The organism is Acidovorax sp. SRI_002 (genome assembly GCF_057586455.1).
This window is the reverse complement of record NZ_JBYCZW010000003.1, coordinates 606,421-625,321: the sequence shown is the minus strand read 5'-3', so window position 1 is coordinate 625,321 and position 18,901 is coordinate 606,421. Positions and strand designations below refer to the sequence as shown.

General features: G+C 66.8%; 17 protein-coding genes. 3 read left to right on the top strand and 14 right to left on the bottom strand.

Annotated features, from left to right (window positions below; all coding sequences use genetic code 11):
* The first annotated feature begins 19 nt into the window (after nt 1-19).
* The 3 genes from AC2YJX_RS10985 to AC2YJX_RS10975 are packed head-to-tail and all read left to right on the top strand — an operon-like array spanning nt 20 to nt 2,737.
* Nucleotides 20-883 carry a shikimate dehydrogenase gene (locus AC2YJX_RS10985; protein ID WP_487256052.1) on the top strand — a complete coding sequence of 288 codons (864 nt, stop codon included), beginning with the start codon at nt 20-22 and terminating at the stop codon, nt 881-883.
* A 33-nt stretch (nt 884-916) separates the two neighbouring features.
* Entirely contained in the window at nt 917-1,816 is a 900-nt protein-coding gene (locus AC2YJX_RS10980; protein ID WP_487256051.1) for a VOC family protein, read from the top strand.
* Nucleotides 1,817-1,831: 15 nt separating this feature from the next.
* Complete coding sequence (locus AC2YJX_RS10975) at nt 1,832-2,737, top strand: sugar phosphate isomerase/epimerase family protein (RefSeq protein ID WP_487256050.1); 906 nt, start codon at nt 1,832-1,834, stop codon at nt 2,735-2,737.
* Nucleotides 2,738-2,767: 30 nt separating this feature from the next.
* On the opposite strand, the gene AC2YJX_RS10970 is transcribed toward AC2YJX_RS10975, so the two are convergent.
* The 14 genes from AC2YJX_RS10970 to AC2YJX_RS10905 form a co-directional block, all read right to left on the bottom strand.
* Entirely contained in the window at nt 2,768-3,223 is a 456-nt protein-coding gene (locus AC2YJX_RS10970; protein WP_055394683.1) for a nuclear transport factor 2 family protein, read from the bottom strand.
* Nucleotides 3,224-3,228: 5 nt separating this feature from the next.
* Nucleotides 3,229-4,011, bottom strand: a complete 783-nt coding sequence (locus AC2YJX_RS10965) for an SDR family NAD(P)-dependent oxidoreductase (protein ID WP_121508179.1) — start codon at nt 4,009-4,011, stop codon at nt 3,229-3,231.
* Nucleotides 4,008-4,550, bottom strand: coding sequence for a DUF3833 domain-containing protein (locus tag AC2YJX_RS10960; protein WP_487256049.1), 543 nt, complete (start codon nt 4,548-4,550; stop codon nt 4,008-4,010). Before AC2YJX_RS10960 ends, AC2YJX_RS10965 begins: the two co-directional genes overlap by 4 nt.
* 26 nt (nt 4,551-4,576) lie before the next feature.
* Nucleotides 4,577-5,872 (bottom strand): MFS transporter, encoded by a 1,296-nt coding sequence (locus tag AC2YJX_RS10955; RefSeq protein ID WP_487256048.1) that lies wholly within the window; start codon nt 5,870-5,872, stop codon nt 4,577-4,579.
* Nucleotides 5,869-6,366, bottom strand: a complete 498-nt coding sequence (locus tag AC2YJX_RS10950; RefSeq protein WP_121421602.1) for a chalcone isomerase family protein — start codon at nt 6,364-6,366, stop codon at nt 5,869-5,871. The genes AC2YJX_RS10955 and AC2YJX_RS10950 overlap by 4 nt, the downstream gene beginning before the upstream one ends.
* A gap of 89 nt (nt 6,367-6,455) precedes the next feature.
* Nucleotides 6,456-7,679: an SAM-dependent methyltransferase gene (locus AC2YJX_RS10945; protein ID WP_436129633.1), complete on the bottom strand. Its 1,224-nt coding sequence runs from the start codon at nt 7,677-7,679 to the stop codon at nt 6,456-6,458.
* Nucleotides 7,680-7,705: 26 nt separating this feature from the next.
* Nucleotides 7,706-8,497, bottom strand: coding sequence for a DUF1365 domain-containing protein (locus AC2YJX_RS10940; RefSeq protein WP_487256047.1), 792 nt, complete (start codon nt 8,495-8,497; stop codon nt 7,706-7,708).
* Complete coding sequence (locus AC2YJX_RS10935; RefSeq protein ID WP_487256046.1) at nt 8,494-9,813, bottom strand: NAD(P)/FAD-dependent oxidoreductase; 1,320 nt, start codon at nt 9,811-9,813, stop codon at nt 8,494-8,496. Before AC2YJX_RS10935 ends, AC2YJX_RS10940 begins: the two co-directional genes overlap by 4 nt.
* Nucleotides 9,814-10,057: 244 nt before the next feature.
* Entirely contained in the window at nt 10,058-10,651 is a 594-nt protein-coding gene (locus tag AC2YJX_RS10930; protein ID WP_487256045.1) for a glutathione peroxidase, read from the bottom strand.
* A 322-nt stretch (nt 10,652-10,973) separates the two neighbouring features.
* Entirely contained in the window at nt 10,974-12,179 is a 1,206-nt protein-coding gene (locus AC2YJX_RS10925) for an HD-GYP domain-containing protein (protein WP_176887530.1), read from the bottom strand.
* Between the two features lie 92 nt (nt 12,180-12,271).
* Nucleotides 12,272-15,379 carry an efflux RND transporter permease subunit gene (locus AC2YJX_RS10920; RefSeq protein WP_487256044.1) on the bottom strand — a complete coding sequence of 1,036 codons (3,108 nt, stop codon included), beginning with the start codon at nt 15,377-15,379 and terminating at the stop codon, nt 12,272-12,274.
* Nucleotides 15,380-15,391: 12 nt separating this feature from the next.
* The gene (locus tag AC2YJX_RS10915; RefSeq protein ID WP_487256043.1) at nt 15,392-16,591 is read right to left on the bottom strand and encodes an efflux RND transporter periplasmic adaptor subunit; all 1,200 of its coding nucleotides are present in this window, start codon (nt 16,589-16,591) and stop codon (nt 15,392-15,394) included.
* 73 nt (nt 16,592-16,664) lie between these two features.
* Complete coding sequence (locus AC2YJX_RS10910) at nt 16,665-18,101, bottom strand: efflux transporter outer membrane subunit (RefSeq protein WP_121508171.1); 1,437 nt, start codon at nt 18,099-18,101, stop codon at nt 16,665-16,667.
* The gene (locus AC2YJX_RS10905; protein WP_176887534.1) at nt 18,098-18,826 is read right to left on the bottom strand and encodes a TetR/AcrR family transcriptional regulator; all 729 of its coding nucleotides are present in this window, start codon (nt 18,824-18,826) and stop codon (nt 18,098-18,100) included. The genes AC2YJX_RS10910 and AC2YJX_RS10905 overlap by 4 nt, the downstream gene beginning before the upstream one ends.
* Between the last annotated feature and the right edge of the window lie 75 nt (nt 18,827-18,901).

Sequence of the window (18,901 nt, the reverse complement as noted above, 5' to 3'; positions counted from 1 at the left end):
CATCCCCACCACGTCCACCATGTCTTCCACTAGCCCCCGCAAGGTGCTGATCGGGCTGATCGGTGCCGGCATCCAGAAGTCGCTGTCGCCTGCCCTGCACGAAGAAGAAGCACGCCACCACGGCATGCGCCTGCACTACCAGCTCATCGACCTGGACCGCTCGGCGTCGTCACCCGAACAACTGCCCACGCTGCTGTCGGCAGCGCGCATCATGGGCTATGCGGGTTGCAACGTGACCTACCCCTGCAAACAGGCGGTGATCCCGCACCTCGACAGCCTGTCGGAAGAAGCGCGCGCCATGGGCGCCGTGAACACCGTGGTTATCCGCGACGGAAAACTGGTGGGACACAACACCGACGGATCGGGCTGGGCCTGGGGCTTTACCCGCGCGTTGCCCGGCGCTGACCTGCGCCGCGTGGTGCTGCTGGGCGCGGGCGGCGCAGGCGCTGCCATTGCGCATGCCGTGCTGCGGCTGGGCGCCGAGCACCTGAGCATCGTCGATGCACAACCCGAGCGTGCGACGCAGTTGGCGGCCGACGTGAATGCGCTCTACGGAGCCCGTGCTGAAGCCTCCGACATCCAATCGGCCATGGCGCAGGCCACCGGCCTGATCCACGCGACGCCCACGGGCATGGACAAGCTGCCGGGCCTGCCGCTGGATGTGGGCCTGCTGCGCCCCGCCATGTGGGTGTCCGAAGTCGTGTATTTCCCGCTCGACTCCGCCCTGGTGCAGGCCGCGCGCGCGCTGGGCTGCCGGGTATCGGACGGCGGCGGCATGGCCGTGGGCCAGGCCGTGGGAGCGTTTGAGCTGTTCACCGGCGAGGCCCCGGATGCGGCGCGCATGGACGCGCATTTCCGCCGCCTGGTCAGCAGCGCCAGCTGACCCTTCCGCGCAACAACACAAGGAGCTGAACCCATGAGCACCCCGATGGTGGCCACCCGCGAAGCGCTGGGCGACATGCCCAACCCCCTGGGCCTGCAGGGCATCGAGTTCATCGAATACGCCACCAGCCGCCCGCAGGCGCTGGGCCAGGCGCTGGAGCGCATGGGTTTTCAGCCCGTGGCGCGCCACCGCTCGCGCGAGGTGCTGCTGTACCGCCAGGGTGACATGAACATCATCGTCAACGCGCACCAGGACACCGAACGCACCGGCGTGCATGCGCCGCCCGCACTCACGGAAACACCCGTGCTGGCCGCCATCGCCTTCCGCGTGGGCAATGCAGCCGCAGCATTTCGCCGCGTGCTGGAACTGGGCGCGTGGGCCGTGCACACCGAGGTCGAGGTGATGGAGCTGAACATCCCCGCCATCCACGGCGTGGGCGCGAGCCGCATCTACTTTGTGGACCGCTGGAAAGAGTTCTCGATCTACGACGTGGACTTTGTGCCCATCCCCACCGTCAACCCGCGCCCGCCCGCGCTGCAGGGCCTGCACCTGTTTGGCGTGGTGCAGTACATCGGCCTGGGCCGCGCAGCAGACTGGATTCACTTCTACGCGGAATTGTTCGGCTTTGCCGAGCTGGCACCCGACCAGTCGTTTGGCGTGCTCACCCATGGCCGCATCCTGGCCAGCCCCTGCGGCACGCTGCACTGGCAGCTGATTGAACCGCTGGTCGATGTGCTGGATGCCGACCCCGAGGAGCTGCTGCAGCGCGTGGCCTTTGGCACACCCGACGTGCTGGCCACGGTGCAAGCGCTGCGTGCGCGCGGTGTGGAGTTTGTCGAGTCGCCCACGGGCGTGCACACCGGCACGCGCGGTGCGTTGACGCGTGCCGATGCGGCCTCGCCCAGCTTCGAGCTGGTGCGCAGCGCCCGCTGAGCCAGGAGACCGCCCATGCGCCAATCCACCATGCAACGCAACGTCGCCGATTTCGGCATGGACACCATCAGCCTGGCGGGCCCACTGGAGGCCAAGCTGGCCGCCGTGAAAGCCGCCGGCTTCGGCCAGATCATGCTGGCCGCGCGCGACATCGTGGGCCACCCTGAGGGCATCGAAGCCGCTGTGGACGCGGTGCGCAACAGCGGCCTGCGCGTGACGGGCTTTCAGGTGTTGCGCGACTTCGAGGGCCTGTCGGGCCACCTGCACAGCTACAAGGTGGACATTGCCAAGCAGATGATCCTAATGGCGCGCGACCTGGGCGCGCCCGTGCTGCTGGCCTGCAGCTCCACCTCATCCCACGCCACGGCCGATGCCGAGGCGATTGCGCGCGACCTGCGCAAGCTCGCCCTGCTGGCGCTGCCACACGGCATTCGCGTGGCGTTTGAAGGACTCTCGTGGGGCCGCCACATCAACGAAGTGCACCAGGCCTGGGCCGCGGTGGAGCAGGCCGATTGCCCCAACCTCGGTCTGGCCATCGACTCGTACCACCAGTTCGCCACCAGCACGCCACTCTCGGCCTTGGAAGACGTGGACCCCGCCAAGATCTATCTGGTGCAGCTGTCGGACTTCATGTGGCAGGAGACCCGCACGGTGCAGGAGCGCATTGAGACCGCGCGGCACTTTCGCGTGTTCCCTGGCGAGGGCGTGCATAGCCAGGCCCTCGCCGAGCTGGTGCGCACGCTCGATGGCATGGGCTACCAGGGCGACTACAGCTTCGAGGTCTTCAACGACGACTACCAGCAGCTGCCGCTGCCTTATGTGGCGCAACGCGCGTGGAACAGTGCGCTGTGGCTGGCGGAGGGGGTGCTGCAGCGCGCCGTGCCGCTGCCCGGACACCCGCGCATCAAGACCCTGGCGTGACCAACGCGTCAAAGCGGCAGCGGCCAACGATCAGCTGTTGGCGCGCTTCTTGAGCCAGCGCATCAGTGCGCCCACCACGGGCAGCTTTTCGTACAGCTCTTCGGCAGCGTCCCAATAGTCGCGGTGCAAGCTCACCAGGCCTTGTTCGTCCAGCACCAGGTGCGAGGCACCGCGCACCGTCTGCGTCACGCCCTTGTGGAAGTCCTTGAAGGCGAACAGGAAGTCCCAGGTCAGAAAACATTGCTGCCCCTGCACCACGCGGCCGGTGACCACAAAACGCGGCTGCTCCAGTGCCTCGAACATGTGAGCAAAGATGCCCTGGATGGCAGGCACGCCCACCACCTCGTTGAACGGATCCTTGAAGCGCGCCTGAGGCCCATAGAACTGGCCGATGGTCGCCACATCGGCGGGCGACAGGTTTTCAAAGAACGCAATGACGCGCGTAACGGCTTCTTCCGTAGCGATCGTGGTTTCCGGTGGGTGCATACCGTTCAAAGACCTGTGAATTTGCGAACCGCCGGAAAGTACCACCGATACGGCAGCACACGCAGCAGTTTCATCACCCGCGTGAAGCGCTTGGGAAAGTGGATGTCGAAATGCCCCCGCTCCCAGCCCTGCACGATGGCAGCCGCCGCAGCTTCGGGTGAGATGAGGGCCGGCATGGTGAAGTCGTTGCCCGCCGTGAGCGGCGTGGCCACAAAGCCCGGGTTGATCACGCTCACGCCCATGCCCAGGTCATGCAGGTCCAGGTAGAGCGCCTCGGCCAGGTTGATGAGCGCCGCCTTGGTCGGACCATAGGCCAGGCTCTTGGGCAGCCCCCGAAAGCCCGCCACGCTGCTGATCAGGCTCACATGGCCCGGGCGCCCGGCCTGCGCTGCGGTCAGCATGGCGGGCAACACGCCAGCCAGCACATGCAGCACGCCGTTGTAGTTGATCTGCTCGTGGCGCAGCATCACGTCCAGGTCGAAGTCGGTGGCGCGCATGTCGCGGTAGTAGCCCGCGCAATAGCACACCATGTCGGGCACACCACCCGCCAGCACCTGCGCGGCGGCGGCCTGCACCTGTGCCGGTTCGGCGGTGTCAAAAGCCAGCGCCGTGCTGCCGGGGTGCTGCCGGGCAAAGGCGTTCAGCGCATCACCACTGCGCGCCGACACGATGACCTGCGCGCCGCGCGCATGCAGCGCAGCCGCTGTGGCCCGGCCAATGCCGCTGCTGGCCCCGATGAGCCAGGCCCGGCGGCCATGCCAGTCGCGCAGGGGAGGATTGAGGCTCATGGTACGCGTTTGGTGAAGGACAGGGTGATCTCGCCCAGGCGGAATCCGAACTTACTCATGGTGGCGCGGTTGAGCATCACACGGTCATCGATGAGGTACATCCAGTCGTCCAGGTCCACGTTGTAGACCTTGCCATCCACAGGCAGGGCCAGCGTGTAGTTCCAGCGGAAGGCGTTGCCACGCGTCTGGCCGTTGGCCGTGCCCACCACATCGTCGGCGGTGCCGGTGTAGCGGCCGTCGGCATGCTTCATCAGCCGCCAGATGCGGCGTTGCGTGGTGCCGTCGGAGTAGGTGAAGGCTTCGTCGAGCACGCCCTCGTTGCCTTTCCAGCTGCAGTCCATGACCACGGTGAAGCGCTTGACGATCTGGCCGCTGCGGTCCTGGAAGATGCCGTAGGCGTCGATCTTGCCGTTGAAATACTGGGCCAGGTCGAGCACCGGCTTTTCGCTGGCGTAGCCATCGAGGTTCTGGCTGGCGCAGCCAGACAGCACCACGGGTGCGGCCACAGCGGCCGAAAGGAGGAGACGTCTTTGCATCATGGTGGTGGGCCTTGGTCGGTTCGAATTCAAACAATCGCCGCGCCATGCGGGCGCCGCAGAATGAGGAGATAGAGCGCGGCCGCAGCGGTGAACTTGAGCACGCAGGGCAGCACCGCATAGGCCAGGCCGAGGGTCTGCAAACCGTCATCGCTGCGCGTTCCGGGGCTGTAGCCCAGCCATCCCAGCAGGGGCAGCGCCAGGCCTGCCGCCAGTGCCAGGTTGAGCTTGGTGGCAAAGTTCCACCAGCCAAAGTACGCGCCCTCGTGCTGGCCGCTGTCGCCCTCGGCGGCAATCACGCCAGCCAGCAAGGCGCTGGGCAGGGCCAGATCGGTGCCCAGGGCCACGCCGGACAGCGCACAGACGACGAGGAACGGCACCACATCACCCGCGCCCAGAAACGCAGTCCACACAAACACGGCAATCGCCAGCAGCATGCCCGCCAACCACGTGCGCGCCAGGCCCCAGCGCGCCACGGCACGCAGCCACAGCGGGATGGACAGCGCAGCGCACACGAAATAGGCCGCGAGGAACATGGGCTCCTGCGCGGGCGGGGCCTGCAGCCGGTCCTGAATAAAAAACAGCACCAGCGTGGCCGGTATGGCGCTGGCAATGCCGTTGAGCATGAACACCGCCAGCAGGCGGCGGAAAGCAGGGCGGCCCCAGGGCCGCCACAGGCTGGCGCGCTGCGGGGGGCGGTACACACCGGCCACGGCGACACCCGCATGCGCTGCGGGGCGCGGGGCTCTGGTCCAGGCCCACCAGCCTAGCAGCAGGGTGATGGCAAACACACTGAGCATCACCGGCAGGCCCAGCAGCGCGGGCAGCACCGATGCCAGCACCACGCCGACCAGTGCAGCACCCTCGCGCCAGGCCACGATGCGGCCACGCTGCAGCTCGTCGCCGCCCAGGCGCGCGCCCCAGGACTGGTGTGCAATGCTGAGTTGGCTGTAGGCGGTGTAAGTGATGAGCAATGCCACCAGTGCCCAGGCAATGAGCGCATCGGCCCCGCGCACCAGCGGAAAGAACAGGCTGCTCAGCCCCAGTGCCAGCACCACCGCCGACACCGCGCCCACCGCCAGCACGGCGCGCACCGAACGGCCGAAGAGGTAGTCAGACAGGCGGCCCAGCAGCGGGTCGGTGAACGCATCAAACAACCGCGCCGCCAGCAGCACCGAGCCCAGCGTGGCCAGCGGCATGCCAAATTCGCGCGCATAGTGGTTGGGCAGCAGCACATACAGCGGCAGCGCCACAAACGCCAGCGGCAAGCCCAGCAGCCCATAGGCCAGGCCTGCGCTGGCGCGGATGGGCTGCGTGGAGGTCATGGTTGGCCTGCAGTGCGGGTGGCGGCCAGCAATTCCTGGCGCAGCCCGGGTTCGGAAGTCTGCGGAGACAGCCAGATGCCAAAGAACAGGCGCGAGAACTCGGCGTCCGGCACCTCACCGACGACACGCCCCGCCATCTTGAACACCGCACCCACGCCCGGCTGGTGAATGCCCAGCAGGCGGTCGCCCGACTTCACATCCGGCAACGCGGCCTGCAGCGCCTGCTGCCAGCGCGTGGCCTGTTGGGGCGTGAAGCTGCCCACGCGGCGCATCTCTTCCAGTGAGCGTTTGGCGATGGCCTCGGCCGTGAAGTCGCGGTGGTAGGTCAGCTCCAGCGCCAACGGCTGGGCGCCGTAGTTGTCGGCGTCAAAGCCGGGCTGCACCCACAGGCGGGCGCGGTAGATCTCGAAGCCCAGAAACCGGAGCACGCCCTGGCCCGCCAGGCGCACGCCTGACAGGGGCGTGGCGGTGGCCGACTCTGCCGCCTGGGCCATTGGCACGGCCTGCGCGATAGCGGAATTTGAATAAAAAAATGCTCCAGCGCTTATCCATAAAGCGGTAATAGCTATGTTTTTCATAGCATTCAATCCTTCACCAGCGTGTACTGCACCAGGTCGATGTTGCTCATCGCAAATGCCGCTTCGCAGTACGCCAGGTAGAACTCCCAGATGTGCAGGAAGCGCTGGTCAAACCCCAGCTGCAGGATTTGCGTGCGCTGCGCCAGAAAGCGCTCGCGCCAGCGCTTGAGGGTTTCGGCGTAGTCCTGGCCAAACGCGAACTCGTCCACCACGCGCAGGCCTGCCGCCTCGGCCTCACGGCGGAACTCGCGCGGGCAGGGCAGGCAGCCTCCGGGGAAGATGTACTGCTGGATGAAATCCGTGGAACTGATGTAGCGCTCGAACAGGCTGTCGTCGATCACGATGCTCTGGATGCAGGCCTTGCCACCGGGCTTGAGCAGGCGGTTCACCGACTGGAAATAGGTGGGCCAGTATTCGCGGCCCACGGCCTCGACCATCTCGATGGAGCAGATGGCGTCGTACGGGCCGTCCTGGATGTCACGGTAGTCCTGCAGGCGCAGGTCGGCGTGCTCGGCCACCCCCTGCTGTGCCATGCGCTTTTGCGCGAATGCGAGCTGCTCGGTGGAGAGTGTCACTCCCGTCAGGTGGGCGCCGAATTCCACGGTCGCCATCTCGGCCAGCGCACCCCAGCCACAGCCAATTTCCAGCACTCGAGAATTTGGCTGCACCCCCGCCATGCGCAGCGCGCGGCGCACCTTGGCGTGCTGGGCTTTGCGCATGTCGCCGCCTGCATCGCCCTCGAACCAGGCGGACGAATAGTTCATCGTGTCGTCCAGCCAGAGTTCGTAGAACGCGTTGCCCAGGTCGTAGTGGGCATGGATGTTCTTCTGGCTGTTGGCGCGGGTGTTGCGGTTGAGCAGGTGCTTTATGCGATATAGCAGACGCCCGGCCCAGGTGCCGTAGATCACGCCTTCCACCTGCTGGCGGTTGGCGATGAAGAGCTTGAGCAGGTCGGTCAGGTGCGGCGTGGTCCAGTCGCCCGCGATGTAGCTCTCGGCAAAGCCGATGTCGCCCGACCGGAGTGCGGCACTGCACACGTTCCAGTTCTTGAGCGTGATGGCCGCCGAGGGGCCATCACCGTGGCCGAAGTGCTGCAGCGTGCCGTCGGGCAGCTGCACCGTGAGGTGGCCATGCTGCAGGCGCTGCAGCAGCTTAAGCGCCGTGCGGGCGGCAGCCGGGGTGCCAGCGGGCAGGGCCAGGGCGGTGCGGGGGGCGGTGGTGGAGTTCATGGCGGCGTTCTCGTTCGTCATGGAATTCAGCGGGTCACGATGGATGCAGGCGCCTCGGGCTTGCGGTGGAAACGCACGCGCTTGAGCCACAGCTGCAGCGCGTGCCAGTGAATGCGGGCAATGATGGCCAACGTCATGGCGGGGTAGCCCCAAAGCGCCTGGCGCAGGGTCTGCGGGGTGATGGCCTGCAAGGTGCCGCTCACGCTGGTCTGGATGAGTGGGCCGGTGTCGTCGTCGTGGTCGATGCGCACCACGGTGCGGCCTGCGTCCTGTGCCCCCGCCTCGGTGCGCATGAAGCGAAAGCGGTAGCCCCCGTTCACCGCACAGAACGGCGAGACGTGGAACACCTTGCGCGCCTGCTGCTCCACGCCGTACTGCGGCGCATCCAGCAGGTAGCAGTGACGCTCGCCAAAGGTGTTGTTCACCTCGACCACGATGGCGCGCAGGTGGCCGTCGGCACGGTGGCAGTACCAGAAGCTCACGGGCTTGAAGGTGTAGCCCAGCACGCGCGGATAGCAGTGCAGCCAGACCTCGCCCGTGGCGTCGGTGATGCCTTCGGTGCGCAGCAGCTCATCGAGCCAGGCCAGCGCACCACCCTGGGCGGCACTGCGGCCGTCGCCGTGGTCCACGTCATGGAAGCTGATGGCGCCACGCCGGTTCACCGCCAGCGCGCTGCCCAGGCCGGGCAGGCTGCGCATGGGCAGCATCAGAAAAAACGTGGGGTAGGCAAACGCATGCCGCCGGGGCCGCAGCCGCGTGTGGCGCACCTGGCCGAAGCCGATGAGGGGCGCTGCGGGTGGGGCTGCGGCGTGGCTCACGCAGCCTCCGCCAAAGGCGCTGGCAGGGCCGCCAGCAGTTGCTCGGCCACGGCCAGGCCGGACTTGAGGCCGTCTTCGTGGAAGCCGTAGCCCGTCCAGGCGCCGCAGAACCAGGTGTGCTGCTGCCCTTGCAGCTTGCCCACCTGCTGCTGCGCGCGGATGGCGGCCATGTCGAACACCGGGTGCGCGTATTCGTAGCTGCCGATCACGTGTTCGGGCGCTATGTCGCGCACCGGGTTCAGCGACACCACCACAGGCTGCGCAAAGGGCACGGGCTGCAACTGGTTGATGAGGTAGTGCAGGCACACGCGGGCCGACTCGCGGCTGCGCTGCGGGGCACGTTCGTAGTTCCACGCGGCCCAGGCGGCGCGGCGCTCGGGCAGCACGGACGTATCGGTGTGCAGCACGGCGCGGTTGGCCTGGTAGCGAATGGAACCCAGCACCGCGCGCTCGTGCGGCGTGGGCTGGGCCAGCAGCGCCAGGGACTGGTCGGAATGGGTAGCCAGCACCACCTTGTCAAAGTGTTCGGTGTGGCCAGCCGTCACCACGCGCACACCGGCGGCGTCACGCTCGATGCGGCGCACGGGGGTGTTCAGGCGCTTGTCGGCGATGCCCGCCACGATCTTGTCCACGTAGTGGCGAGCACCGCCAGACACCGTCCACCACTGCGGGCGATTGCTCACCTGGATGAGGCCGTGGTTGTGGCAGAACCGGATCATGGTGGCCACGGGGAATTTCAGCATCTGGTCGGTGGGACAGCTCCAGATGCAACCCAGCATGGGCAAGAAGTACCAGTCGCGGAACGCGTCGCCAAAGCGGTGCTCGCGCAAGAAGTCTCCCAGGGGCTGCATCAGCGCGGCCTCGGCCTGCTTTTCGGCAATGCGCGTGCAAAGCTTGTTGAAGCGCAGCAGGTCGCGCAGCATGCCCAGAAAGCGCGGGTTGACCAGGTTGGAGCGCTGGGCAAACACGGTGCTGAGGTTGGTGCCGCTCCATTCCAGCGCGCGGCCACCACCAGGGCCGCTCAGGGCGCCCGGCACCTGCACCGAGAACGACATGTCCGACTTGGCGGTCTCCACGCCCAGCTCGGCCAGCAGGCGGATCAGGTGGGGGTAGGTGCGCTCGTTGAACACCAGAAAGCCGGTGTCCACACCGTGGGTGACGGGGGTGCCCGAGGCATCGGGTAGCGTGACATCGACCGTGTGGGTGTGCCCGCCGAAGTAGTCGCCTGCCTCAAACAGTGTGATGTCCGCCTGGCCGCGCAGCTGGTGCGCGACCGAGAGGCCCGAGATGCCGGAGCCGATGATGGCGATTTTCATGACCGGCTCCCTCTGGCCGGTGCACGGAATAAAAAGGTTGCGAAGCGTCCCGAAACGAATAAGAGAGGGAGGGAGGAGAAGCGCTCCAGGAGGTCAGTCGGAACCCGGGGGCCCGAAAGGCTTCGCAACGTTAAAACTGTACGCTGCGCAATCGTCTTGCGCAATGGATAGAGTGGGGTCACGCTGGCGAAGTTCCAGAGGCTCACTGTATTTTTTTTCAAGAAATGTAAAGAAGTCATGGCGGTCACCGGGGCACAGGCTGGTTCAGCTGTTGTTCGATGGCCCGCACCAGGCCTTTGTTGTCTGGGGCGGTCAGGCTGGAGTAGCTGTCCACCAGCTTGCCGTCGCGGCCCAGCAGGTATTTGTGGAAGTTCCAGCGCGGCGCTGTGCCCGACAGCTGCGCCAGTTGCTGGAACAGCGGCGAAGCCTCGGAGCCCTTCACGCTGCTCTTGGCAAACATCGGAAATTTCACGCCAAAGGTGTTTTCGCAGAAGTCAGCAATCTCCTTGTTGCTGCCTTTTTCCTGGGCAAAGTCGTTGGACGGAAAGCCCAGCACCACCAGGCCCTTGTCTTTGTAGCGGGCGTACAGCTCCTCCAAGCCCTTGTATTGGCCCGTAAAGCCACAGAAGCTGGCCGTGTTCACCACCAGCACCACTTTGCCGCTGTACTGGCACAGCGACTGAGGCTTTTCGTCCTGCAACCTCGCAAACGTGTGCTGCAGCGTGGCCGGGCAGTTTTCGGAACCCGCCGCGCGGACCGGGGGGGCATAGCCGACCGCCACCGCGACCAGCAGCAGAAGGCTGGCGGCCGAAAGAAAGCGTCTGTTAGAGGTGTTCATAGGACTTGGGATCGCAGTGGGTGTGGGCAATTTAACCATTCCATCATTTTTTGTCCACATGAGTTTTTATTTGGACTGATTGGTTTACGGAAATGCGAACCGCTCGGATTCAAAGTCCTGCAAAAGAAAGGGGTATTGCGGGCGCGCACGGGAACGGGGCGACAGGCGTCGCACGGCTGAAGGTTTGCCGTCGTGGTGGCAAGAGAGGGGGAGTTCCGGGCACAAGCTGCCCGCCAGTGGCGCTGGGCGCCGTTGGGTGGCGTGGGCCTGTGCCAGCCCACCCACTGCAGGTGGGGGGATGCGCCCGCAGCCCGGCGCGGGGTCAGACCAGGTTGAGCAGGCGGTCCAGCGAGAGCTTGACTCTCACGTCCTTGAAAGCCACCACGCCCGTGACCTTCCAGGGGGGCATGCCGGTGTCACGCGGAATGGGCTCGCCCGTGGGCATGCCGTCACGGTTGGTCACCACCGCCACCTTGGGCGTGGTGGCCGTGGTGCCCCGGCGAACGACCACGCCCACCTCCTGGCTGGCCAGCCGCACGAAGGCCCCGGGCGGGTATACACCCAGGGTCTTGACGAGCGCGGCACCAGCCTCGTCCACCTGGTGCTCTTCGTCGTAGTAGCTGGCCTGCATGGCCGCCGTGACGGGCATGGGCAACCGGGCCGCGCGAGGTGCCATGCGGGCGCCAAAAATGTCGGCACGCTGCAGCAGGCGGGCCATTTGCTGGGGTTCCGTCTTCTTGGCCAGCGGGCCGGGGGTGCGGTGGTGGTGGCAGCGCACCGCCTCCAGCCACACCGGGTCGGCCACGCCAAGCGTGCGCAGCAGCGCCTCGGAACGCTCCGCATGACTCTCGACCGCCGCAATCTGCTGGGCGGTGAGCGGATGAGTCTGCTGGGCCAGCTGGTCCTGCAGCTCGGACATGGCTATGTTCATAGAGAGCGCCGCGTGGCCCAGCTGCTGCACGCGGGAGGCGGGCCAGCGCAGCATCTCGCGCGCCACCACCATACACACACAGCACACCAGCATCGAATGCGTGGCGCTGTACATGCGCGTTTCCTGCGCAGACAGGTAAATCAGGCCCAGCAGCGTCGCGTCGGGCGTCTGCTCGCAGTGGCGGGCCAGCTCGTCGTGCAGCGTCTGGAAGCGCCCGCCAAAATCAGCGGGCGAAGGTGCACGCAGCAACTGTGTGGCACGCAACTGCAGTTCGGGCCAGTCAGGCAGCGTCTTGCCAGTGCGGCCCCGCCCTCCTGCGTCGTCGGCCGCCGTCATCTTCATCGCGGCAATTTCGCCCAGGTTGGTGTCGGCGATCAGCATGCGCTGCAATTGCGCGAGGTAGGCCCGGTGGCTGTCACCGGACTCATCGGTATCCACACACAGCTGCCGCCCCCGGCCCACCATCTTGGCCAGCTCTTCCCGAGTACGGATGACATAGCCTTTTTGCGCCAGCAACACGCCATCAGCACCCCGCAGCACAAACGGCAGAGGGTGGCCCAGCTGGATGGATTCGATGTTCAGGCTGACGAGGTTCATGGTGGTCGTTACATTATCTAACGGCCACACGCCCGGCTAAGCCGGGGCAACCCCGGGGATTGCCTGCTTTTTCAAGCAACCACCGGTCTCCATCATCCCGCTGGGGGTGTAGCGGGCGCCTCGGGGGCGGGCACGGGGTGGGCACCCCGCAAGCGCCGCAGCATGCGACCAAACCACTGCCCCAGATCATCCACCCCCGTGAACACGGCGGGGATGACCAGCAGGCTCAGCAGCGTGGACGTGATCAGCCCGCCAATCACCGCCACCGCCATGGGCGAGCGGAAGCTGGCATCCGCCGCACCAATGCCCAGCGCAATCGGCATCATCCCCGCGCCCATGGCCAGCGTGGTCATGATGATGGGCCGTGCGCGCTTGTGGCAAGCGTCGATCAGTGCCTCAAAGCGCGTCATGCCATGCTCGCGCCGCGCCAGGATGGCGTATTCCACCAGCAGGATGGAGTTCTTGGTGGCAATGCCCATGAGCATGATCAGCCCGATGAGCGAGGGCATCGAGAAGCTCTTTTGCGCGATCAGCAGGCCCACGAACGCCCCGCCTAGCGACAGCGGCAGCGCTGCCAGGATGGTGACCGGGTGGAGGAAGTCCTTGAACAGCAGCACCAGCACGATGTAGATGCACAACACCCCGGTCAGCATGGCCAGGCCGAAGCTCGCGAACAGCTCGCCCATCATCTCGGCATCGCCAATGGTGATCTGGCGCACGCCCGGCGGCAGGTTCTGGATGGAGGGCAGCGCTTCGACCGCCTTCGTCACGTCGCCCAGCGGCTGGCCTGACAGCTCGATCTCAAAGTTGACATTGCGCGCGCGGTCATACCGGTCCACCACGGCCGGTCCGCCGCTGAACTCGAGCGTGGCCACCTGGCCCAGCATCACTGGGCCTTTGCTGCCCGGCACCGACAGGCGCTCCAGCAGCGACAGGTCTTTGCGCGCGTCGTCCTGCAGCTTGACCACGATCGGCACCTGGCGCGAGGCCAGGTTGAGCTTGGGCAGCGACACGTCGTAGTCGCCCACGGTCGCAATGCGCAGCGTTTCGGCAATCGCGCTGCTGGTCACTCCCAGGTCGGCGGCGCGCGCAAAGTCCGGGCGCACCGCGATCTCGGAGCGCACCAGGCTGGCCGTGGACGAGATGCTGCCCAGGCCCGGGATGGTGCGCAGGTCCTTCTCGACCGCCAGCGCGGCCGAGGTCAGCGCCTGCGGGTCGTCGCCCGAGAGCACCAGCACGTACTTCTCGCCAGAGCCCCCCAGGCCCACCTTGCTGCGCACGCCCGGCAGCGTCTCCAGCGCTGCACGGATCTGGTTCTCGATGCCCTGCTTGCGCGGCCGGTCGCCGCGCTCGGCCAGCAAGATGGTGAGCGTGGCCTTGCGCGTTTCGGCATTGGCGCTGCCCATGAACGGATCGCCACCGGCCGAGCCCCCACCGATGGTGGTGTACACGCTTTGCACATGGTTCACCTTGGCGATGCGCTGGCGCGCATCCTCGGCCACGGCGCGGGTCTGGGCCAGCGTGGCGCCAGGTGGCAGCTCCAGGTAGACCTGGGTCTGCGAGTTGTCATCGGCCGGGATGAAGCCCGTGGGCAGCAGCGGGATCAGCGCCAGAGAACCGATGAAAAACGCTGCCGTGGCAATGAAGGTCATCCAGCGGTGTTTGATGCACCAGGCCGCCCAGCGCAGGTACACCGTCATCCAGCGCGGGTCCTTGTGCGTATCCAGGATGGGTTTGAGGATGTAGGCCGCCATCATGGGTGTCAGCACCCGCGCCACCACCAGGCTGGCAAAGACCGCCAGCGACGCCGTCCAGCCGAACTGCTTGAAGAACTTGCCCGCAATGCCGCTCATGAACGCGGTGGGCAAAAACACCGCAATCAGTGTGAACGTGGTGGCCACCACGGCCAGGCCAATTTCGTCGGCCGCCTCCATGGCCGCCTGGTAGGGCGTCTTGCCCATGCGCAGGTGGCGCACGATGTTCTCCACTTCCACGATGGCGTCATCCACCAAAATGCCCACCACCAGCGACAGCGCCAGCAGCGTGATCACGTTGATCGAGAAGCCCAGCCAGTGCATGCCGATGAACGCCGGGATCACCGACAGCGGCAGCGCCACAGCCGACACGAACGTGGCGCGCCAGTCGCGCAAAAAGAGCCACACCACCAGCACGGCCAGCAACGCGCCTTCATACAGCAGGTGCATGGAGCCGTCGTACTCCTCCTGCACAGGCTGCACAAAGTTGAAAGCTTCGGTGATCTCCAGATCGGGGTGCTGAGCGCGAATTTCCTTGAGGGCCGCCTGCACCGCAGAGCCGACTTCCACCTCGCTCGCGCCCTTGCTGCGCGCAACCTCGAAGCCCACCACGGGCTTGCCGTTGAGCAGGGCCAGTGCGCGCGGCTCGGCAATCGTGTCTGTCACCGTGGCCACCTGATCGAGCCGCACATGGCGGCCGTCTGACAGTGCCAGCGTGAGCCCTGCGAGCTCCTGCGCCGACTGCACCGTGGCCAGGGTGCGTACAGGCTGTTCGCTGCCGCCCAGGTCGGTGCGGCCACCGGCACTTTCGGTCTGCACCAGCCGCAGCTGGCGCGAGACATCGGCCGCCGTGGCGTTCAACGCCTGCAGCTTGACCGGGTCCAGCAACACATGCACCTCACGCTGCACACCGCCCACGCGATTGACCGCGCCCACACCCCGCACCGTGAGCAGCTTCTTGGCCACGGCATCGTCCACAAACCAGGACAGCGCCTCGTCGTCCACGCGGGTGGAGGCGATGGTGAACGCGAGCACCGGCTGCGCGGCCAGGTCCATCTTGGTCACGATGGGGTCGCGCACGTCGCCAGGCAGGTCACCGCGCACGCGGGCCACGGCAGAGCGCACGTCGTCCAGCGCTTCCTGCGTGGGCTTTTCCAGGCGGAACTCGGCCGTGATGGTGGCGCCACCGTCCTGCACCTTGGTGTAGATGTGTTTCAGGTCTTGCAGCGTGGCGATGCTGTTTTCAATCTTGCGCGCCACATCGTTTTCGAGCTGCGCGGGCGAGGCGCCGGGCAGCGCCACGGTCACGGAGATCGTGGGCAGGTCAATGTCCGGAAAGTTCTGCACCTTCATGGCGTTGAACGACAGCAGGCCGCCGAAGGTCAGCAGCACAAACAGCATCAGCGCCGGTATGGGGTTCTTGATCGACCAGGTGGATACATTCATGTCGAATGCTCCTCAATTGATAGCTGTTTGCGCTTTATTGGTAAGCGCTAGAGCCATTTTTTGCTTGAAATCCGGAGCTTGCGAGGTGCTGCTGGCGGGCGGCGTGCTCACCACCCGCACCAGGTCACCGTCGTTCAGGAAGCCAGCGCCACGCACCGCTACCGAGGCATTCGCGTCCAGACCCGAGAGCACCTCGACCCGGTCAGCCACGCGGCGGCCCGTCTGCACCTTGCGCATTTGCACACGCTGCTCGGCACCCACCACAAACACGTACGAGAAGCCGTCGCGCACCACCAGCGCCTCTTGTGGCACGGTGAGTGCATCGCTGGCGCCCAGCGCGAACTCGCCGCGCGCGAACATGCCCGCACGGAAGTCTGTGTTCAGGGGTAGATCAACGTACACCAGCGCATTGCGCGTCTGCGGGTCCACCGTCGGCGCAATCATGCGCACCGTACCCTCCGCCGTCGCGCCGCTGGCCGCCGTCACGCTGACCTTGGCACCGGGCGCAATGCGGCGCAGCTCGGTGGACGTGACTTCGGCGCGCCATTCGAGGCGCCCCTTGCGCACCATGCGGAACAGCTCGGTGCCCGCGCCCACCACCGCGCCCACGGTGGCCGTGCGGGCCGAGATCACGCCGCTGTCGGGCGCCACCACCTGGGTGTACTTGAGACGCAACTGCTGTGCGTTCAGCGTGGCCTTGGCCGCCTCCACGCGAGCCTGCGCGGTCTTCTCGGCCGTGGTGTACTGCTGGATCTGCTGCTGGCTCAAGGCGCCCGTGGCCTGCAGCGAGCGGGCCCGGTCGGCATTGGCAGCGGCTTCGGCCGCATTGGCCTGGGCTTCGAGCAGGCTGGCGCGGACCTGGGCCACATCGGCCTGTACGGTTTCGGCAGAGAAAGTTGCCAGCACCTGGCCGGCCTTGACCACGTCGCCCACGTTCACACGCACGTCGGTCAGGCGCAGGCCGTTACTTTCGGCGCCAATGCTGGCCTCCTGCCAGGCGGCGATGTTGCCATTGGCCGCCAGGCGCAGCGGCACCGAGGTGCGCTGGGGTTGGGCCGTGCTCACGGTGAGCGCGGGGCGGGGCTGGCTGGCCTTGGGCTCATCGGCGGCGCGCGATGCGCTGGAGAACACCAGGGCGCCACCGGTGGCCAGCGCGCAGGCAGCGATGACGGCGAAGGCCGTGGGAGAAATCTTGAAACCTTGCGTTTGCATTGTGTGTATCCGTTCATCCAGTCGGTGTCAGGAGAAGGGGTGAGCGATCAGCCCACCCCCCCGGTTTTTTCATTCAGCGTGCGGCGGTAGCCGCAGCAGAAGGGGAGGCTGCCGTGGTGGTGGTCTGCCCGTCCCATCCACCGCCAGCGGCGCGGTACAGCGCAACCCAGGCGGCCTGGCGTTCATGCTGCAGCGCGATCAGCGCGTTCTCGGCCGCCAAGGACGTGCGCCGCGCGTCTTCCAGCTCCACCAGACTCGCCAGGCCGCCGCGCCAGCGCGCTTCGGTGGCATCGAAAGATGTGCGATAGCCCGCAGCCGCCGTTCGCGCGCTGGTGCTGCGCTCGGCCGTGCTCTGCAGCCGCACCAGCGCCTGTTCGACCTCGCTCACGGCCTGGCGCACCTTGGCGCGGTAGAGCGCGGCGGCTTCGTCATAGCGCGCCTGCGCCGCGTCCACCTGCGCGCCGCGCCGGCCACCATCGAACAGCGGCACGCTGAGCGCCAGCGGGCCGATGGTCCAGGTGTTCAGGTCGGTGGTCACGCCACCGCTGCGCACCCACGCCGTGCCCACCGAGCCGCTGAGAGACAGGCGCGGGTAACGCTGGGCCTGGGCGCTGCCCACTTCGGCACTGGCAGCGGCGACTTCGCGCTCGGCGTTGTACACATCAGGGCGCTGGGCCAGCACCTGGGCGGGTAGCGTGGCGACGGCGAACAGGGTGTCGGGGGCTGTGGCGGCAGGCGTGGACAGGCGCGAACGCAGCGCCGGCTCCTCCCACCCGGTCAGTGCCACCAGGGTCTTGACCTCCACGTCGCACTGCATGCGCTGCTGCGATGCACGCGCCTGCGCTTCGGCGGCGCTGGCACGGGCCAGGGCAGCCGTGGCGGGCGCCGTGAAGCCGGCGCGTTCGCTAAGACCTGACAGGCGCGAGGTTTCGCCACGCGACTGCGCATCGCGCTCGGCCACGCGCAGCTGCTCCAGGCAGGTGCGCAGGCTGCTCGTCTGCTGCGCCACCTCGGCGGCCACGCTCACGCGCGCCTCGTGCCACAGCGCCTGTGCGCCCGCCAGCCGCTCATCGGCAGCGGTCTTGGTAGCGCGGTTCGCACCAAAGAGGTCAATCTCCCAGCTCGCCTGCAGCCCGGCCTGCGCCGTGGTCGCGATGCCTGCAAGCTGTTCGTTGAAACCCCGGCTGGCGCTGGCCTGCGCATCGAGCGACGGCAGCAGCGCGGCGCGGCTGGCCACCTGCGTGGCCCGGGCCTGCGCAATGCGGGATTGGGCCTGCGCCACACCGGGGCTGACGGCCTGGGCCGCGTCGATCAACTCCACGAGCAGCGGGTCGCCCAGCTGCGTCCACCATCGGGTCAGATCCCCCAAAGAGCCCTGGTGCGGCAAGGGCGCCTGCCACGCCACAGGTGGAGTGGTGGGCACTTGGGCGGGAGGCGCTGTGATGGCACAGGCGCCCAGGGCCAGGGGCAGGCAGGTGGCCCAGAAGAATCGGGTCTTGCTCAAAGTCATGCGTTGGATTCCTTGTGCGAATTCCGTGAAGTACTGCGGCGCGCGGGCTGTTGTACGGCCTGCCGCCTGGCGATCTCGCCCTGCACCATGCTCAGGGCGTAACCGGTCAGCCGGTCCACCCATTCGTCCACAGCCCCAGACCCCGCCAGCTGCGGTGCAATAGCCTGCAGCGGGTCGCGCTGGGTCCACATCTGCATAACCAGCCCGGCCAGCGAGAAGGCGAGGCGGTGCATGTCGTCGTCCGCTGCGGCCACGCCCATGTGGCGGCACAGCACCTGGACCAGCGCCAGATGGGGGGCCCGGCACTCGCGCTCGATGAGCTCGGGCCACACGTGGGTGGGGTCCAGCAACTCGCGCACATGCAAGCGCAGCGACTGGGTCACAAGGTCATCGTGCTTGAGCGGCTCCAGAAAGCCACCGAAGTAGGCGGCCAGCGCCTGCTGCAAGGTCAGCGCAGGGTCGGCAAACACCGGGATGAGGTCGCTGCCGCTGCCGAAGGGCTCGTAGAACGTGGCTGTGTAGAGGCGCGCCTTGTCGCCAAAATGGTAGGCGATCGCTGCCACGTTGGTGCCAGCGGCTTCGGCAATCGCACGCACCGAGGTTTGCGCAAAGCCCCGCTCGGAAAACAGCTGCAGCGCGGCGCGCAGCAGGCGCACGCGCGTGTCTTCTCCGTCGCTGCGGGCGGTGCGCTGGGCTGCGGGAATGAAATGGGCGCCAAAACTCATGGCACCGGATTACACACCAGAATTCAAACAACCGTTTGAATTAGCGATGCCACGCGGAAAATTCAGCCCGCAAAA

What these genes read in the sequence shown, in the direction of transcription:
- AC2YJX_RS10985 (WP_487256052.1), top strand. Translation starts at nt 20, where the DNA reads ATGTCTTCCACTAGCCCCCGCAAGGTGCTGATCGGGCTGATCGGTGCC.
- AC2YJX_RS10980 (WP_487256051.1), top strand. Translation starts at nt 917, where the DNA reads ATGAGCACCCCGATGGTGGCCACCCGCGAAGCGCTGGGCGACATGCCC.
- AC2YJX_RS10975 (WP_487256050.1), top strand. Translation starts at nt 1,832, where the DNA reads ATGCGCCAATCCACCATGCAACGCAACGTCGCCGATTTCGGCATGGAC.
- AC2YJX_RS10970 (WP_055394683.1), bottom strand. Translation starts at nt 3,223, where the DNA reads ATGCACCCACCGGAAACCACGATCGCTACGGAAGAAGCCGTTACGCGC.
- AC2YJX_RS10965 (WP_121508179.1), bottom strand. Translation starts at nt 4,011, where the DNA reads ATGAGCCTCAATCCTCCCCTGCGCGACTGGCATGGCCGCCGGGCCTGG.
- AC2YJX_RS10960 (WP_487256049.1), bottom strand. Translation starts at nt 4,550, where the DNA reads ATGATGCAAAGACGTCTCCTCCTTTCGGCCGCTGTGGCCGCACCCGTG.
- AC2YJX_RS10955 (WP_487256048.1), bottom strand. Translation starts at nt 5,872, where the DNA reads ATGACCTCCACGCAGCCCATCCGCGCCAGCGCAGGCCTGGCCTATGGG.
- AC2YJX_RS10950 (WP_121421602.1), bottom strand. Translation starts at nt 6,366, where the DNA reads ATGGCCCAGGCGGCAGAGTCGGCCACCGCCACGCCCCTGTCAGGCGTG.
- AC2YJX_RS10945 (WP_436129633.1), bottom strand. Translation starts at nt 7,679, where the DNA reads ATGAACTCCACCACCGCCCCCCGCACCGCCCTGGCCCTGCCCGCTGGC.
- AC2YJX_RS10935 (WP_487256046.1), bottom strand. Translation starts at nt 9,813, where the DNA reads ATGAAAATCGCCATCATCGGCTCCGGCATCTCGGGCCTCTCGGTCGCG.
- AC2YJX_RS10930 (WP_487256045.1), bottom strand. Translation starts at nt 10,651, where the DNA reads ATGAACACCTCTAACAGACGCTTTCTTTCGGCCGCCAGCCTTCTGCTG.
- AC2YJX_RS10925 (WP_176887530.1), bottom strand. Translation starts at nt 12,179, where the DNA reads ATGAACCTCGTCAGCCTGAACATCGAATCCATCCAGCTGGGCCACCCT.
- AC2YJX_RS10920 (WP_487256044.1), bottom strand. Translation starts at nt 15,379, where the DNA reads ATGAATGTATCCACCTGGTCGATCAAGAACCCCATACCGGCGCTGATG.
- AC2YJX_RS10915 (WP_487256043.1), bottom strand. Translation starts at nt 16,591, where the DNA reads ATGCAAACGCAAGGTTTCAAGATTTCTCCCACGGCCTTCGCCGTCATC.
- AC2YJX_RS10910 (WP_121508171.1), bottom strand. Translation starts at nt 18,101, where the DNA reads ATGACTTTGAGCAAGACCCGATTCTTCTGGGCCACCTGCCTGCCCCTG.
- AC2YJX_RS10905 (WP_176887534.1), bottom strand. Translation starts at nt 18,826, where the DNA reads ATGAGTTTTGGCGCCCATTTCATTCCCGCAGCCCAGCGCACCGCCCGC.